We start from the raw sequence: 16,041 nt of genomic DNA on the forward strand, positions 1-16,041 counted from the left end.
GCTCGACTGATCCCAACGTGCCAACCAAGGTTGGCACCTACCGGGGCAATGGGCCGGCTTCTGTAGAGTCGAGCCATGCTCGACTGATCCCAACGTGCCAACCAAGGTTGGCACCTACCGGGGCACGGCGTGCCAACCAAGGTTGGCACCTACCGGGGCACGGCGTGCCAACCAAGGTTGGCACCTACCAGGGCGTGCGGCGTGCCAACCAAGGTTGGCACCTACCAGGGCGTGCGGCGTGCCAACCAAGGTTGGCACCTACCGGGGCATAGAGCGCCAACCCGGGTTGGCACCCGCCAGTCCGTCAACCCTTACAACCGCACGCCATAGATCCGCCACGGCGCCGCCGTCGACCCCACGTCATACACCAGCCCGCGCAGCCCCTCTTCCATCACGGTCTCGCCATCGGCGGCGCCGGTATTGACCACCGTCACCACCATCTCGAACGCCGGGTGCGGCGCCTGGCCGATACGCGAACACACCACGCCGCGGTTCTCGTAATGCACCACCGGGGTGAACCCGGCATCCTCGCAGTGGACCGCCACGAACCGGTAACCGCGGTCCTCGCTGCTGCCCGGCATCAGCGCGTGCGCCGCATACGACACCCGGCCCTGGCCGCCCGCATACGCCGGTACCTGCACCCGGAACTGCCCGGTTTCGCCGATCGCCAGCACCGGATAGTCCAGTTGCTGCATCGGTGGCGGCATCGGCGCCGCCGCTGTGGCCACCGCGGCACTACACAACAACAGGCAACCCACCCCAATACGCATCGCACTCTCCCTCTCGAAACGGCCTGAGATGGTGCAATACGGCAGCGTATGTCGTCTTTAGGACTGGCACGAAATCGAATGGATGAATTATGCGTTTCGCATATTTTTCACCATTCATGAAATTCATCCGGATCCGGTGTAGGCTGATCCCACAGGTCATCCCCTCTGGAGCCCGCCATGCTTCACCTGCCCGTCCGCTTCGACCCCATCAACGAGCTGACCCACACCACCGCTTCGTCGGTGAAGGAACACTGGCGCAAGGTCATGCAGGAGGTCCGCGACCAGCGCATGGTGGTGGTCACCAACCACAACGAGCCGCAGGCGGTCATCGTCTCCATCGAGCAGTACCGCGCCCTGCAGGCGCGCGTGGAGGCACTGGAAGCCTCGCTTGAGGAACTGCGCGACCAGGCCCCGGGCCTGGCCGAGCTGCGCGCCGGCTTCGACCAGCGCCTGGCCGTGCTGCAACAGGCCCAGGCCGGCAGCAGCGCACGCGACCTGCTGCGCCGCCCCGCCCGCCTGGGTGGGCAGGTCAAGGCCGGCACCGGCCACTGATGGCGCGGCCTTACCTGTACGTCCTTGCCGGCGTCAATGGCGCCGGCAAGAGTTCGGTGGGCGGCCATGTGCTGCGCGAGGCCGGGCTGGAATGGTTCAACCCCGACACCTTTGCCCGCGAACTGCGCGGTATCACCGGCCTGTCTCAGGCCGAGGCAAACGCGCAGGCGTGGCAGGAAGGCGTCAACCGCATCCGCGATGCGCTGGACCGGCGCCGCAACCACGCCTTTGAAACCACGCTGGGTGGCAATTCGATCGCCGCGCTGCTGCACGAAGCCAGCCACAGCCACGATGTGCTGATGTGGTTCTGCGGCCTGTCCAGCCCCGAACAGCACATCGCGCGGGTCCAGGCCCGCGTGCGTTCGGGCGGGCACCCGATCAATGAAGCCGATATCCGCCGCCGCTGGCCCCTGGCGCAGCAGAACCTGATCCGGTTGATGCCCGTCCTGGCCCAGTTGCAGGTCTACGACAACAGCGCCGAGGCCGCCCCCGGCGAAGCGGTGCCCGACCCGCGGCTGCTGCTGCAGATGGAAGAGGGCAAGGTGCACTTCCCGCAGCCGGACGACCTGGCACAGCTGGCGGCCACCCCGGCCTGGGCCACGCCCCTGCTGGAAGCCGCATTGCGCCTGTAAACCAAGGGGTCGGATCCCTTTCCAAAGGAAAGGGCTCTGACCCCGATCCCAAAGCTCGTCGAGCAAGCTCGACGCTACGAAACCGGCCTCCGCCCGCGCGCTGACACGGCCTTCACTTTTTATTGATTGGACGTTCAATCAACAAACGGCATACTGGCGACCTTCCCTACCGCCCCAGCCCCCATGCCCAAGAAAGGCATCGAGCCCCTGCGCCGCCAACAACTGATCGATGCCACCTTCCAGGTCATCCACGAAATCGGCCTGGCCGACGCCACCGTGGCCACCATCGCGCGCAAGGCTGGCCTGTCCACCGGCATCGTCGCCCACTACTTCGGCGACAAGGCCGGCCTGCTCAATGCCGCCATGCGGCAGATCCTGAGCCAGCTCAAGGACGCCTTCGCCGACCACCGTGGCCGCGCCGCCGCTGACCCGCGGTCGCAACTTCGCGCGCTGGTGGACGCCAACTTCGACCCCAGCCAGACCAGTGGCCCGGCCATGCGGGTCTGGCTGACGTTCTGGGCGGCCAGCATGCACCAGCCGGAACTGGCCCGACTGCAGCGCATCAACGACCAGCGCCTGTATTCCAACCTGGCCTACCAGTTCCACCGCAGCCTGCTGGCCGAGCCCGCCCGTGAAGCCGCCCGCGGCCTGGCCGCGCTGATCGACGGCCTGTGGCTGCGCGGCAGCCTGGTCGGCGGTCAGATCAACGGCGACAACGCCCGTCACATCGCCTACGCCTACATCGACTTCCAGTTGCAGGCCAACGCGCTATAAGCGCTGCAGGACCCTGCCCCTTCCAAGGAGTACCCCATGCCCACCCTGCCCGTGCAACAGCTCTACATCCATGGCCGCCGGGTCGACGCCAGCAGCGGCAAGACCTTCCAGACCGTGAACCCGGCCAACGGCCAGGTGCTGGCCGAGGTGCAGATCGCCAGTCAGGCCGACGTAGAACGCGCCGTGCGCAGCGCCAGCGAAGGCCAGCAGGCATGGGCCGCGCTGACCGCGATGGAACGTTCGCGCATCCTGCGCCGCGCCGTCGAGATCCTGCGCGAACGCAACGATGAGCTGGCCCATCTGGAAACCCTGGATACCGGCAAGGCCCTGGCCGAAACCACCACCGTGGACATCGTCACCGGCGCCGACGTGCTGGAGTACTACGCCGGCCTGGCCACGGCCATCGAAGGCATCCAGCTGCCGCTGCGCGAATCGAGCTTCTTCTACACCCGCCGCGAACCGCTGGGCGTGGTGGCCGGCATCGGCGCCTGGAACTACCCGATCCAGATCGCGCTGTGGAAATCGGCACCCGCGCTGGCCGCAGGCAACGCGATGGTGTTCAAGCCCTCCGAAGTGACCCCGCTGACCGCGCTGAAGCTGGCCGAAATCTACACCGAAGCCGGCGTGCCCGACGGCGTGTTCAACGTGCTGCAGGGCCCCGGTGGCGAGATCGGCAACTGGCTGACCGAACACCCGGTGATCGAGAAGATCTCCTTCACCGGCGGCGTGGCCACCGGCAAGAAGGTGATGGCGGCCGCCGCCTCCTCGTCACTGAAAGAAGTGACCATGGAACTGGGCGGCAAGTCGCCGCTGCTGGTCTGCGACGACGCCGACCTGGACCGTGCCGCCGATATCGCCGTGATGGCCAACTTCTTCAGCTCCGGCCAGGTCTGCACCAACGGCACCCGGGTGTTTGTGCCGCGCGCCATGCTGGCCGACTTCGAGGCGGCAGTGGTCGAACGCGTGCAGCGCATCCGCATGGGCGACCCGACCGCGCAGGACACCAACTTCGGGCCGATGGTCAGCTTCCCGCACATGGAAAACGTGCTGCGCTACATCGACAGCGGCAAGGCCGAAGGCGCCCGCCTGCTGACCGGTGGCGGCCGCGCCACCGAAGCCAGCCTGGCCGAGGGTGCCTACGTACTGCCCACCGTGTTTTCCGACTGCCGCGACGACATGAAGATCGTGCGCGAGGAAATCTTCGGGCCGGTGATGAGCATCCTCGCCTACGACGACGAGGACGAAGCGGTACGGCGTGCCAACGACACCCCGTTCGGCCTGGCCGCCGGCATGGTCAGCCGCGATATCAGCCGCGCCCACCGCATCATCCACCGCCTGCAGGCCGGCATCTGCTGGATCAACACCTGGGGTGAATCGCCCGCCGAAATGCCGGTGGGTGGCTACAAGGAATCCGGCGTGGGCCGCGAGAACGGCCTCTCTACGCTGGGTCACTACACCCGCATCAAATCGGTCCAGGTGGAACTGGGCGACTTCGCCAGCGTGTTCTGAGCAGCGCGCCCCGACCGCAGGAGACAACACATGAGCACCGCCAACGAGTACGACTACATCATCATCGGCGCCGGTTCGGCCGGCAACGTGCTGGCCACCCGGCTGACCGAAGACGCCGATGTGCGCGTCCTGCTGCTGGAAGCCGGCGGCCCCGACTACCGGCTCGATTTCCGCACGCAGATGCCGGCCGCACTGGCCTACCCGCTGCAGGGCAAGCGCTACAACTGGGCGTACAAGACCGACCCGGAGCCCTTCATGAACAACCGGCGCATGGACTGCGGCCGCGGCAAGGGCCTGGGCGGGTCGTCGCTGATCAACGGCATGTGCTACATCCGCGGCAACGCGATGGACTATGACAACTGGGCCAGCATGCCCGGCCTGGAAGACTGGACCTACCTGGACTGCCTGCCCTACTTCCGCAAGGCCGAGACCCGCGACATCGGCGCCAACGACTACCACGGCGACCAGGGCCCGCTGCAGGTCACCACGCCCAAGGCCGGCAACAACGAACTGTTCGCCACCATGATCGAAGCCGGCGTGCAGGCCGGTTACCCGCGCACCGATGATCTGAACGGCTACCAGCAGGAAGGCTTCGGCCCGATGGACCGCACGGTCACCGCCAAGGGCCGCCGTTCCAGCACCGCCCGCGGCTACCTGGATCTGGCCAAGCCGCGCCCGAACCTGACCATCGTCACCCACGCGCTGACCGACCGCATCCTGTTCTCGGGCAAGCGCGCGGTGGGCGTGCAGTGGCTGCACAACGACCAGCCGCAGCGCGCCACCGCCCGCCGCGAGGTGCTGCTGTGCGGCGGCGCCATTGCTTCGCCGCAGATCCTGGAGCGTTCGGGCGTGGGCCCGGCCGATCTTCTGCGCAGCCTGGACATCGACCTGGTGCATCACCTGCCCGGCGTCGGCGCCAACCTGCAGGACCACCTGGAGATGTACCTGCAGTACGAATGCAAGAAGCCGGTCTCGCTGGCGCCGGCGCTGAAGCTGTACAACCAGCCGGCCATCGGCGCGGAGTGGCTGTTCCTGGGCACCGGCATCGGTGCCAGCAACCAGTTCGAGGCCGGCGGCTTCATCCGCAGCGATGCCGAATTCGACTGGCCGAACCTGCAGTACCACTTCCTGCCGGTGGCCATCAATTACAACGGCTCCAACCCGATCAAGGCACACAGCTTCCAGATGCACGTGGGCTCGATGCGTTCGCCCAGCCGCGGGCGCATCCACGTGCGCTCCAAGGACCCGCGCGAACACCCCAGCATCCTGTTCAACTACATGTCGCACGAGCAGGACTGGCGCGAGTTCCGCGCCGCCATCCGCATCACCCGCGAGATCTTCGCGCAGCCGGCGCTGGCGCCCTACAGTGGCCGCGAGATTTCACCCGGCCGCGAGCTGCAGACCGATGCGCAGATCGATGGTTTCGTGCGCGAGCATGCCGAGACCGCCTACCACCCCTCGTGCACCAACAAGATGGGCCACGCGGATGATCCGATGGCGGTGGTCGATGGCCAGGGCCGCGTGCACGGGCTGGACGGCCTGCGCATCGTTGATGCCTCGATCATGCCGCAGGTGGTGACCGGCAACCTCAACGCGCCGACCATCATGATGGCCGAGAAGCTGGCCGACGTGATCCGCGGCCGCCCCGCGCTGGCCCGCAGTACCGCCCCGTACTACCAGGCCAACGGCGCCCCGGTACGCCGCCAGGGCTGACGCAAAAATCCCGCCCCGCGCCGGTAGGTGCCCACCTGGGTGGGCACGCACCCCAACGCCCAAACAAGCGGTAGGTGCCCACCTTGGTGGCCACGCACAACCCCACCCAAACGCCCGGTAGGTGCCCACCTTGGTGGGCACGCACCAGCCCACCCTGCCGACCAAGGTCGGCAGCTACCAACAACCGCCGCGCGGACCGCCACGCCCTCTTCGCGTTTTCCCTACGGAACGGTATGCTGCTGCGAGCGGTTCTGGCGGATACTGTCCGCGCCGCACCCATCACAACGATTCCTGGAGGGGGAATATGAGTCTGGATCGTCCCTGGCTGCAGAGCTATCCGAAAGGCGTTCCCGCCGAAATCGACGTCAACGAGTTCCATTCGGTAGCTTCGGTCTTCGACGCCTCCGTGGCGAAGTTCCGCGACCGCCCCGCCTACTCCAGTTTCGGCAAGGTGCTTACCTATGGTGAAACCGATGCCCTGGTCGAGCAGTTCGCGGCCTACCTGCTGGGCGAACTCAAGCTCAAGAAGGGCGACCGCGTCGCCCTGATGATGCCCAACTGCCTGCAGTACCCCATCGCGACCTTCGGCGTGCTGCGCGCCGGCCTTACCGTGGTCAACGTCAACCCGCTGTACACCGCCCGCGAGCTGAAACATCAGCTGGTCGATGCCGGTGTCACCGCGCTGGTGGTCGTGGACAACTTCGGCGACACCGTGCAGCAGGTCATCGCCGAGACCCAGGTCAAGCAGGTCATCACCACCGGCCTGGGCGACCTGCTCGGCGCCAAGGGTGCGATCGTCAATTTCGTACTGAAGTACGTCAAGAAGATGGTGCCCAACTACCATCTGAAGGGCGCCATCCGCTTCAAGCAGGCGCTCAAGCTAGGCAGCCGCCACACCCTGCCGAAGGTCGAGATCGATCACGACGATGTGGCGTTCCTGCAGTACACCGGCGGCACCACCGGTGTGGCCAAGGGCGCCATGCTGACCAACCGCAACCTGATCGCCAACATGCAGCAGGCCTCGGCCTGGATCGGCGCGTCGGGCATCGAGCCGGGCAAGGAGTGGATCATCACCGCCCTGCCGCTGTACCACATCTTCGCGTTGACGGCCAACGGCCTGGTCTTCATGAAGTTCGGCGGCTGCAACCACCTCATCACCAACCCGCGTGACATGAAGGGCTTCGTCAAGGAGCTCAAGTCGGTGCGCTTCACCGCCATCACCGGCGTCAACACGCTGTTCAACGGCCTGCTGAACACCCCCGGCTTCGATACCGTGGACTTCTCCTCGCTGAAGGTCACCCTGGGCGGCGGCATGGCCGTGCAGCGTGCGGTAGCCGAGCGCTGGAAGAAGGTCACCGGGGTCACCCTGGTGGAAGCCTACGGCCTGACCGAAACCTCGCCGGCCGCCTGCATCAACCCGCTGGACCTGAAGGAATACAACGGCGCCATCGGCCTGCCGATTCCCTCCACCGATGCCTGCATCAAGGACGACAGCGGCAACACCCTGGCGCTGGGCGAAGTGGGCGAGCTGTGCATCAAGGGCCCGCAGGTCATGAAGGGCTACTGGCAGCGCCCGGATGAAACCCGCCAGGCCATCGACGCCGATGGCTGGCTGCACACCGGCGACATGGCGCGCATGGATGAGCAGGGCTTCTTCTACATCGTGGACCGCAAGAAGGACATGATCCTGGTGTCCGGCTTCAACGTGTACCCGAACGAAGTGGAAGACGTGATCGCGATGATGCCCGGCGTGCTGGAAGTGGCCGCGGTCGGCGTTCCGGACGAAAAGTCCGGCGAAGTGGTGAAGGTCGTGATCGTGAAGAAGGACCCGAATCTGACCGCCGAAATGGTCAAGGAACATGCCCGGGCCAACCTGACCGGCTACAAGCACCCCAGAATCGTAGAATTCCGAAAAGAGCTGCCGAAGACCAACGTGGGCAAGATCCTGCGTCGCGAGCTGCGCGATACGCCCGCCACGTAAGGGTTTCCACAGGTTTCAACGCCGTCAGGCCCGGGTCGGAAACGCCCCGGGCCTTTTCGCATGTGAAAGGCCATCCCCGTTGTAGCATCGCGTCGTGTGTGGACCGTTCGGCCCGCCGGCCACCACGTTTTCACGCGGGCCGCCTGCCGAGGACCCTTCCATGAGCACCATCGAAAAACTGCCGACCAGCGGTTCGCCGTTTGCCACCATCCGTACCGAAGACAGCGACGACGGCGCTGCCCACTGGTTGTTCATGCATGCCGATGCATCCACCGGCATCCGCCCCTGCTGCCGCAAGGACATGCTGGACGAGATGTGGAGCTACATGAACGCCATCACCCGCAGCCCGGCCCAGCGCCACAGCGGGCAGCTGCGCCACTTCGTCCTGGCCTCCGATGCCATCGCCTACAACCTGGGTGGCGACCTGGATCTGTTCACCCGGTTGATCCGCGAGGGCAACCGTGACCTGCTGCTGACCTACGCCCAGCGTTGCGTGGAGGGCGTGCACCACCTGCATACCGGGTTCGGCGGCGACGTGCGTTCGATCGCACTGATCCAGGGCGACGCGCTGGGTGGCGGCCTGGAGATGGCCCTGGCCTGCCACACCATCGTGGCCGAGGAAGGCAGCGGCATGGGCCTGCCGGAGGTGCTGTTCGGGCTGTTCCCGGGCATGGGCGCCTACTCGTTCCTGTGCCGCCGCGTGGCCCCGCAGCTGGCCGAGAAGATCATCCTGGACGGCCGCATCTACAGTGCCGAGGAAATGCATGCGTTGGGGGTGGTGGACGTGCTGGTGAAGAAGGGCGAAGGCCGTGAAGCCGTGCAGGAAATGATCCGCCATCAGCAGCGCCTGCCGCAGTCCTACCTGGCCATGAACGCCGCGCGCAACCTGGCCCAGGCCGTGAGCTACGACGAACTGCTGGAGATCACCAAGGTCTGGGTCGATTCGGCACTGGCCCTGGGCGACCGCTCGCTGCGCACCATGGATCGATTGATCAAGGCACAGACCCGTCGTGCGTCGATGGACGCGGCCTGATTCCAGCCCTCCCCTGCTGGCTTGGAGCCCGGCTGGCCACCGGGCTTTTTTTTCGCGCGACCGCCGCCCCGTAGAGTCGAGCTTGCTCGACTGCCGCAACCCCGTAGAGTCGAGCTTGCTCGACTGCCGCAACCCCGTAGAGTCGAGCTTGCTCGACTGCCGTCGATAGTCGAGCAAGCTCGACTCTACGGAGCTGAGGCTCGAGGCTACGGCGCGTCGTCGGCTGCGCCGCGTGCCTTGCGTTCGGCGCGAGCGTCCAGCGCCTGCCGGCCTTCCTTGATCGCCCCCTGCAGCACCGCCAGGCGCGCCTGCCATTCGGCCTTCAACTGCCAGTCCGCCATGCGCATCAGCTCGCCCGCGCGGTTGGCCGCACGCACCAGACCCAGGTTGCCGGACACGCCCTTGATGGCATGCGACTGCTCGCGGAACTCGCTCCAGCGCGCGGCCTCGCCATCGGCCTGGGCCTTGCGCAGGCAGGCCTCGGCATCTTCCAGGCACTGCCGGATGAACTCCCGCTCGAAACCATCGCCCATGCCCAGCGATGCCAGCTCATCCAGCACGCCGGTATCGAGCACGCCATCCAGCTGCACCGGCGCACGCACCACCAGCGGTGCGGCGTTCTTCAGGTTGGCGTTGTTGGCGATCTCGGCCAGCGTATCCAGCAGGCGCACGGCCACCACCGGCTTGGCCAGGAACGCGTGCGCGCCGGCCTGCGTGCAGCGCTGGATCGCCTCGGGGGTCACGTCGGCACTGAGCACCATCACCGGCGTGCGCGGGCCGCCGCCGGACTGCATCACGCGCAGTTCCTTCAGCATGTCCAGGCCACTCATGCCCGGCATGTGCAGGTCGACGATGGCCGCATCGAACTCGCTCTCGGCCAGTGCATCCAGCACCGCCTCGCCGCCGTCCACGCACATCACCCGGTGCCCGGCCTTCTGCAGCAGGCGCTGCAGCACCATGCGGTTGGCTTCGTGATCGTCGGCCACCAGGATCTGCATGCTGCGCACGCGTGCGCGGTGGCGCAGGAACGGATCGGCAAAAGCGATCACGTTGCCGCCCGGGCCGATGTCCTCGGCGGCGGCCACGCTGGGCACCAGGCCCGGCTCGATCGGCTGCGGCGGCGCAAACGGCAGCTCCACCCAGAAGTGGCTGCCCTGCGGTGGGTTGTCCAGGTAGCCGATCTGGCCGTCCATCGCTTCGACCAGGCCCTTGGCGATGGTCGTGCCCAGACCGGTGCCTTCGTGGCGGCGGGCCATGCTCACATCGGCCTGCTCGAAGGCCTCGAACAACCGTGGGCGCATGGCCACCGGCACGCCAATGCCGGTATCGATGATGTCAAAGCGCAGGCGCACCGCGCCGTGGGTATCAGCGTGCACCACGCTCACCCGGATTTCCACCCGGCCCTGGTCGGTGAACTTCACCGCGTTGCCGGCCAGGTTCAACAGGATCTGCCGCAGGTGGCCGACATCGCCGCGCAGCATCTTCGGCACCGTATCGCCCACCTTCACCCGGTAATCCAGGCGCTTGGACTTGGCCTGCGGCAACAGGATCAGGCCGATGGCCTGGATCACGTCGGACAGCACGAAATCTTCGGCCACCACGCGCAGCTTGCCGGCCTCGATGGCCGAGATGTCCAGTACTTCCTCCACCAGCGCCAGCAGGCTGCGGGAAGAGGCCTGGATGGTATTCAGGCACTCGCGCTGTTCTTCATCCAGGCGCGTGGTCGCCAACACTTCGGTCATGCCATTCAATCCATTGAGTGGGGTGCGGAATTCGTGACTCATGTTGGCCAGGAAGCGGCTCTTGGCCTCGCTGGCCCGGCGCGCTTCGGCCATGGCGTGGGTCAACTGGCGCAGCAGCGTCGAGAAATACAGCGGCACCGCCGCCAGGCCCAGCCACAGGCCGATGGCCAGCCGCATGTTCTGCTGCCAGTACGGGGTCAGCAGCGCGGTGGCGCCGAAGCTGGCCATGGCCATCGCCACGGCCACGTACAGATAGGTGTTGCCAAAGCGCATGCCGTTGCCGACGGTCACCCACATCACCACGATGTAGACCCACGACAGCGGCTCGCCCATCTGGATCATGCCGGCGGCGATCAACCCGTAGTCGGCCAGCATGCCCAGCACGCGGCGCGGGTCGGAACGGCCCGGCCGCCACAGCAGCCAGCCGAACGCCAGCAGCGACAGGCTCAGGCCGGTCAGCACGATGACCAGCACGCCCACGTACTGGTCGTGCGGCAGATCGAAGCGCACGCTGGGCAGCAGCACGTAGCCCAGGATCAGGCTGATCAGCACGATGCGGACGATCTGCTGCCCATGCTCGCTGTCCTGCCGGTTCGACAGGCGCTGGCGCAGCCGCGACAGCAGCCGCTTCACGCGCCCATCCCCGGCCGCGCCGAGGCGGTGGAATGCTCGGCGCAGATCTGCTCCAGCTGGTTGCGCCCGCGCAGCAGTGCATCCACGCAGCGCGGGTCGAACAGCCGCCCGCGCTGGGCATACAGGTAGGCCAGGGTCGCCTCGAAGGTCCACGCTTCCTTGTAGGGCCGCGGCGAAATCAGCGCGTCGAACACATCGGCCACGGCCACGATGCGCGCTTCCAGCGGAATGGCATCACCGACCAGACCGTCGGGGTAGCCGCTGCCGTCGTAGCGCTCGTGGTGGCGCAGCGCGATCAGCGCGCCGACCTGGATGAAGCGGTTCTGGCTGCCGCTGAGCAGTTCGTGGCCGATGCGCGGGTGCCGGCGCATGATCGCCAGCTCGTCATCGGTCAGCTTGCCCTGCTTCAGCAGCACGGCATCGGGAATGGCGATCTTGCCCATGTCGTGCAGGGGCGCGGCCATCTCGATCAGTTTCACTTCGTCTTCGGGCAGCCCCAGCTGCTCGGCAATCAGCCCGGCCACCCGCGCCATGCGCTCAAGATACGCGCTGGTGCCGGCATCACGGAACTCGATTGCCCGCGCCAGCCGCGAAAGGGTTTCGCGCTCGCGCTCTTCCACCTCGTGCATGCTGGCCAGCAACCGCTGTTCCAGCGACAAGGCCCGTTGCTTCACGTTCTCGCTCTGCTGGCGCAACTGCAGCAGGTTGTAGCAGCGCGCGCGCAGTTCACGCGGGCGGATCGGCTTGACCAGGAAATCGATCACCCCCGCTTCCAGTGCGGCCTGGCGGATCGGTTCGTCGCCCACCACGGTGATCAGGATCACCGGAATGTCGCGATGCTTGGGCAGGCGGCGGAAACGGCGGGCGAATTCCAGCCCATCCATTTCCGGCATGCGGTAGTCCAGCAGCAACAGATCGACCGGGTGCGCTTCGCACCAGGCCAGGGCCGTAAGCGGATCGCCAAAGTCATACACGGACAGTTCCGGTGCGATGTCTTCAATGACATGTCGCAGCATCGTCCGTGCGGAAGTCTGGTCGTCGACAATGACGATGTTCAACGCGCTCTCTGCCTTCCTTCTCGACCACGCTGGAAACTCAGCCGGCGAGGATACTCCGCCGCTGTGCACACTGGCACCCTGCATCGGTCCCACTCCCGTCACGATGTCGCCGGTTCATGATCGTCATCACAATGTGAAGCCGGTCCTTCGCATTGCCTCCACCCCGATCCCTGTTTGCCACAGGGGATGTCAAGGCGGTGCAATCACCATACGCCGTGTGCGGAAAGCGTCAATCGCGCCATCCCATTCCGGGACGGCGCGCACATGCAGAGTGCGAACCCGAGCTTAGTGCTCCGGACGCATGTAAGGGAACAGCAGAACGTCACGGATCGAGCTGCTGCCGGTCAGCAGCATCACCAGACGGTCCACGCCGATGCCCAGGCCGCCGGTCGGGGCCATACCGTACTCCAGCGCACGGATGTAATCGGCGTCGTAGTGCATGGCCTCGTCGTCGCCGCCTTCCTTCGCGGCCACCTGGGCCTGGAAGCGCTGCGCCTGGTCTTCAGGGTCGTTCAATTCGGAGAAACCGTTGGCCAGTTCCTTGCCGTTGATGAACAGCTCGAAGCGGTCGGTGTAGCCCGGATCGTTGTCGTTGGCGCGGGCCAGCGGCGAAACCTCCACCGGGTGATCGGTGATGAAGGTCGGCTGGATCAGGGTGTGCTCGACGGTGGCCTCGAAGATTTCCAGCAGCAGCTTGCCCCAGCCGTAGGACGGCTTGACGCGGATCTTCAAGCGCTCGCAATGGCGCAGCAGCGCGTCGCGATCGGTGCAGTCGGCTGCGGAGATTTCCGGGTTGTGGTGGCGCACCGCCTCGTCCATGCGCCAGCGGCGGAAGGCCGGGCCCAGGTCGATGTTGGCGCCGTCCCATTCCACCGTGGTGCCGCCGTTGACGGTCTGCGCCACATCACGGATGACACCTTCGGTCAGGTCCATGATCTCGTTGTACGTGGCATAGGCCTCGTACAGCTCCATCATGGTGAATTCCGGGTTGTGGCGGGTGCTGACGCCTTCGTTGCGGAAGTTGCGGTTGATCTCGTACACCCGCTCCAGGCCGCCCACGGTCAGACGCTTCAGGTACAGCTCCGGCGCCACGCGCAGGTACAGGTCCAGGTCCAGCGCGTTGTGGTGGGTGGTGAACGGCTTGGCCGCCGCGCCGCCGGGGATGTAATGCATCATCGGCGTCTCGACTTCGAGGAAGTCGCGGTTGTCCAGCCAGGCACGCATGGCGCGGATGATCTTCGAGCGCTTGATGAACACCGCGCGCGATTCCGGGGTCACGATCAGGTCGACATAGCGCTGGCGGTAGCGCTGTTCCACATCCGACAGACCGTGCCACTTGTCCGGCAGCGGGCGCAGCGACTTGGTCAGCAGGCGGATCGATTCGGCCTTGACCGACAGTTCGCCGGTCTTGGTACGGGTCAGGCCGCCTTCCACGGCGATGATGTCGCCCACGTCCCAGCCCTTAAAGGCGGTGTAGGCATCGCCCAGCACGGCGCCCTGCAGGAACAGCTGGATGCGGCCGGATTCGTCCTGGATCTGGGCGAAGCTGGCCTTGCCCATGATGCGCTTGGCCATCAGGCGGCCGGCCATCTTCACGGTGCGGCCGGTAGCTTCCAGCGCCTCGGCGGTCCACTGCTCGGCATCGGCGAACTCTTCCTGCAGACGGCCGGCGAACTCCTGGCGACGGAAATCGTTCGGGTACGCGATGCCCTGCCCACGCAGCGCTTTGAGTTTCTCACGGCGCTCGGCGATCAACTTGTTTTCGTCGACGGGGGGGGTATCGGTAGCTTCGCTCATGGATCTGCGGGAATCGTGTAGTGAGGGGGGATGCTGCGCCGGCACAGCCGGTTGGACAGCATACCAAAACCGCCCTGCCCCGGCCCCGGCAGCGCCCGGCCCCGGTAGCCGCCAACCTTGGTTGGCGTTCCCTGTGTCGACCAAGGTCGACACCTACCAGATCCCGGGCGCCGGCGATCGTCAGCCGTTCCCCGGGAACGCCTGGCGCAGCTCGTCCACCAGCACCCGCTGGTTCTCCGAGTAATCCACCGGCACCGACACCAGGTGCACCCCGCCCTCGTTGAAGGCCGCCTCCAGGGTCGGCATGAACTGCTCGATGGCCGTCACCTCATGGCCCTTGCAGCCATAGGCCTGCGCGTACTTCACGAAATCGGGGTTGCTGAAGGTCATGCCGTGGTCGGCGAAGCCATCCACCGCCTGCTTCCAGCGGATCATGCCGAACGCCCCATCGTTGAGGATCAGCACCACCAGGTTCAGGCCCAGCCGCCGCGCAGTCTCCAGCTCCTGGCTGTTCATCATGAAGCCGCCATCGCCGCACACCGCCAGCACCCGCCGCTGCGGATACAGAATCGAGGCCATGATCGCCGACGGCAGGCCGGCGCCCATGGTCGCCAGCGCGTTGTCCAGCAGCAGCGTGTTGGCCACCTGGGTGCGGTAGTTGCGCGCGAACCAGATCTTGTACATGCCGTTGTCCAGCGCCACGATGCCGTCCGGCGGCATCACCTGACGCACGTCATGCACCAGCCGCTGCGGGGTGAAGCCGGGCTCTTCGGCACGGTCAGCCAGATGGTCCAGGATCGTCGCACGCAGCGGCAGCAGCGCATCGGCGTGCGGCACCTGCCCTTCGATGCGCTCAGCCAGCTGGGTCAGTGATCGGCCGATATCACCGATCACCTCCACCTGCGGGAAGTACACCTGCTCCACCGCCGCCTGCGAATAGCCGATATGAATGACCGTCGGCCCACCGGGGCGCATCACGAACGGCGGCTTCTCGGTCACTTCGTGGCCGATGGTCACGATCACATCGGCCTGGTCGATGGCCATGTGCACGTAGTCGCGCTCGGTCAGCGCGGCCGTGCCCATGTACAGCCCGGAACCACCAGCCACCGCGCCCTTGCCCATCTGCGTGGTGAAGAACGGAATGCCGGCGCGCTGCACGAAGGCCGACAGCGCCTCGCTGGACTGCGGTCGCGAGGCAGCCGAAGCGATCATCAGCAGCGGTCGCTTGGCCGTGCGGATGATCTGCGCGGCCCGGTCCAGCGCTTCCGGGCTGGCGATCGGCCGGTCCACCGCATGGGTGGGAATGAGCGAAACGCCTTCCACCTCGGTGGCGGCGATGTCCTCGGGCAGTTCCAGCAGCACCGGGCCGGGCCGCTCTTCCTGGGCCACCCGGAACGCCTCGCGCACGATGGTCGGGATGGTGCGCGCCGACACGATCTGCCGCGCCAGCTTGGTCAGCGGCTTCATCGTGCTGACGATGTCCACGATCTGGAAGCGGGCCTGCTTACTGGCCACGATGCCCTTCTGCCCGGTGATCATGATGACCGGCCACGCACCCAGCAGCGCGTAGGCGGCACCGGTAGTGAAGTTGAGCGCCCCCGGGCCAAGCGTGGCCAGGCATACGCCCGGCTTGCCGGTCAGGCGGCCATAGGTGGCGGCCATGAACACCGCCGCTTGTTCGTGGCGGGTGATGACCAGCTCGATGCTGGAATGGCGCAGTGACTCGACCACGTCGAGGTTTTCTTCGCCGGGAATACCGAAAATGCGCTCGACGCCTTCGTTCTCAAGTGCGGCGACAAGCAGATCTGAACCCTTGGACATCGGAATGCCGTCCTTTCGCTGGACTG

The 16,041-nt window shown here is 66.3% G+C and carries 12 protein-coding genes; 7 read left to right on the top strand and 5 right to left on the bottom strand.

All coding sequences use genetic code 11. The features are described 5' to 3' along the window. Nucleotides 1-311: 311 nt before the first annotated feature. Nucleotides 312-770: a hypothetical protein gene (locus AC06FA_RS08355; protein WP_478067890.1), complete on the bottom strand. Its 459-nt coding sequence runs from the start codon at nt 768-770 to the stop codon at nt 312-314. Nucleotides 771-947: 177 nt separating this feature from the next. Here AC06FA_RS08355 and AC06FA_RS08360 point away from each other — a divergent pair, with 177 nt between their 5' ends. The 7 genes from AC06FA_RS08360 (at nt 948) to AC06FA_RS08390 (ending at nt 8,964) form a co-directional block, all read left to right on the top strand. After that, nucleotides 948-1,322, top strand: coding sequence for a type II toxin-antitoxin system Phd/YefM family antitoxin (locus AC06FA_RS08360; protein ID WP_108752998.1), 375 nt, complete (start codon nt 948-950; stop codon nt 1,320-1,322). Beyond that, entirely contained in the window at nt 1,322-1,954 is a 633-nt protein-coding gene (locus AC06FA_RS08365; protein WP_478067891.1) for an ATPase, read from the top strand. The genes AC06FA_RS08360 and AC06FA_RS08365 overlap by 1 nt, the downstream gene beginning before the upstream one ends. Before the next feature lie 183 nt (nt 1,955-2,137). Then, nucleotides 2,138-2,728, top strand: coding sequence for a transcriptional regulator BetI (gene betI, locus AC06FA_RS08370; RefSeq protein WP_478067892.1), 591 nt, complete (start codon nt 2,138-2,140; stop codon nt 2,726-2,728). 36 nt (nt 2,729-2,764) lie between these two features. Then, nucleotides 2,765-4,237: a betaine-aldehyde dehydrogenase gene (gene betB, locus AC06FA_RS08375; protein ID WP_478067893.1), complete on the top strand. Its 1,473-nt coding sequence runs from the start codon at nt 2,765-2,767 to the stop codon at nt 4,235-4,237. 30 nt (nt 4,238-4,267) lie between these two features. Then, a complete protein-coding gene (betA, locus tag AC06FA_RS08380) occupies nt 4,268-5,950 on the top strand; it encodes a choline dehydrogenase (protein ID WP_478067894.1) in 1,683 nt (560 codons plus the stop codon). 304 nt (nt 5,951-6,254) lie between these two features. Continuing rightward, complete coding sequence (locus AC06FA_RS08385; RefSeq protein WP_478067895.1) at nt 6,255-7,931, top strand: long-chain fatty acid--CoA ligase; 1,677 nt, start codon at nt 6,255-6,257, stop codon at nt 7,929-7,931. 160 nt (nt 7,932-8,091) lie between these two features. Next, nucleotides 8,092-8,964 carry a crotonase/enoyl-CoA hydratase family protein gene (locus tag AC06FA_RS08390; protein WP_312710179.1) on the top strand — a complete coding sequence of 291 codons (873 nt, stop codon included), beginning with the start codon at nt 8,092-8,094 and terminating at the stop codon, nt 8,962-8,964. Between the two features lie 206 nt (nt 8,965-9,170). Here the strand turns inward: AC06FA_RS08390 and AC06FA_RS08395 are convergent, their stop codons facing one another. The 4 genes from AC06FA_RS08395 to AC06FA_RS08410 form a co-directional block, all read right to left on the bottom strand. Further along, nucleotides 9,171-11,339 carry a response regulator gene (locus tag AC06FA_RS08395; RefSeq protein WP_478067896.1) on the bottom strand — a complete coding sequence of 723 codons (2,169 nt, stop codon included), beginning with the start codon at nt 11,337-11,339 and terminating at the stop codon, nt 9,171-9,173. Beyond that, the gene (rpfG, locus tag AC06FA_RS08400; RefSeq protein ID WP_478067897.1) at nt 11,336-12,481 is read right to left on the bottom strand and encodes a cyclic di-GMP phosphodiesterase response regulator RpfG; all 1,146 of its coding nucleotides are present in this window, start codon (nt 12,479-12,481) and stop codon (nt 11,336-11,338) included. The genes AC06FA_RS08395 and rpfG overlap by 4 nt, the downstream gene beginning before the upstream one ends. Nucleotides 12,482-12,682: 201 nt before the next feature. Further along, a complete protein-coding gene (lysS, locus tag AC06FA_RS08405; RefSeq protein WP_478067898.1) occupies nt 12,683-14,194 on the bottom strand; it encodes a lysine--tRNA ligase in 1,512 nt (503 codons plus the stop codon). A 180-nt stretch (nt 14,195-14,374) separates the two neighbouring features. After that, nucleotides 14,375-16,015, bottom strand: coding sequence for an acetolactate synthase large subunit (locus tag AC06FA_RS08410; protein WP_478067899.1), 1,641 nt, complete (start codon nt 16,013-16,015; stop codon nt 14,375-14,377). Between the last annotated feature and the right edge of the window lie 26 nt (nt 16,016-16,041).

This window comes from Stenotrophomonas sp. Steno-C17 (assembly GCF_056393165.1).

Excerpts from the sequence above, each read along its gene's own strand:
- AC06FA_RS08365 (WP_478067891.1), top strand. The coding sequence starts at position 1,322 with ATGGCGCGGCCTTACCTGTACGTCCTTGCCGGCGTCAATGGCGCCGGC.
- AC06FA_RS08355 (WP_478067890.1), bottom strand. The coding sequence starts at position 770 with ATGCGTATTGGGGTGGGTTGCCTGTTGTTGTGTAGTGCCGCGGTGGCC.
- AC06FA_RS08360 (WP_108752998.1), top strand. The coding sequence starts at position 948 with ATGCTTCACCTGCCCGTCCGCTTCGACCCCATCAACGAGCTGACCCAC.
- AC06FA_RS08390 (WP_312710179.1), top strand. The coding sequence starts at position 8,092 with ATGAGCACCATCGAAAAACTGCCGACCAGCGGTTCGCCGTTTGCCACC.
- AC06FA_RS08410 (WP_478067899.1), bottom strand. The coding sequence starts at position 16,015 with ATGTCCAAGGGTTCAGATCTGCTTGTCGCCGCACTTGAGAACGAAGGC.
- rpfG (WP_478067897.1), bottom strand. The coding sequence starts at position 12,481 with ATGCAGGGTGCCAGTGTGCACAGCGGCGGAGTATCCTCGCCGGCTGAG.
- betB (WP_478067893.1), top strand. The coding sequence starts at position 2,765 with ATGCCCACCCTGCCCGTGCAACAGCTCTACATCCATGGCCGCCGGGTC.
- AC06FA_RS08385 (WP_478067895.1), top strand. The coding sequence starts at position 6,255 with ATGAGTCTGGATCGTCCCTGGCTGCAGAGCTATCCGAAAGGCGTTCCC.
- betI (WP_478067892.1), top strand. The coding sequence starts at position 2,138 with ATGCCCAAGAAAGGCATCGAGCCCCTGCGCCGCCAACAACTGATCGAT.
- lysS (WP_478067898.1), bottom strand. The coding sequence starts at position 14,194 with ATGAGCGAAGCTACCGATACCCCCCCCGTCGACGAAAACAAGTTGATC.
- betA (WP_478067894.1), top strand. The coding sequence starts at position 4,268 with ATGAGCACCGCCAACGAGTACGACTACATCATCATCGGCGCCGGTTCG.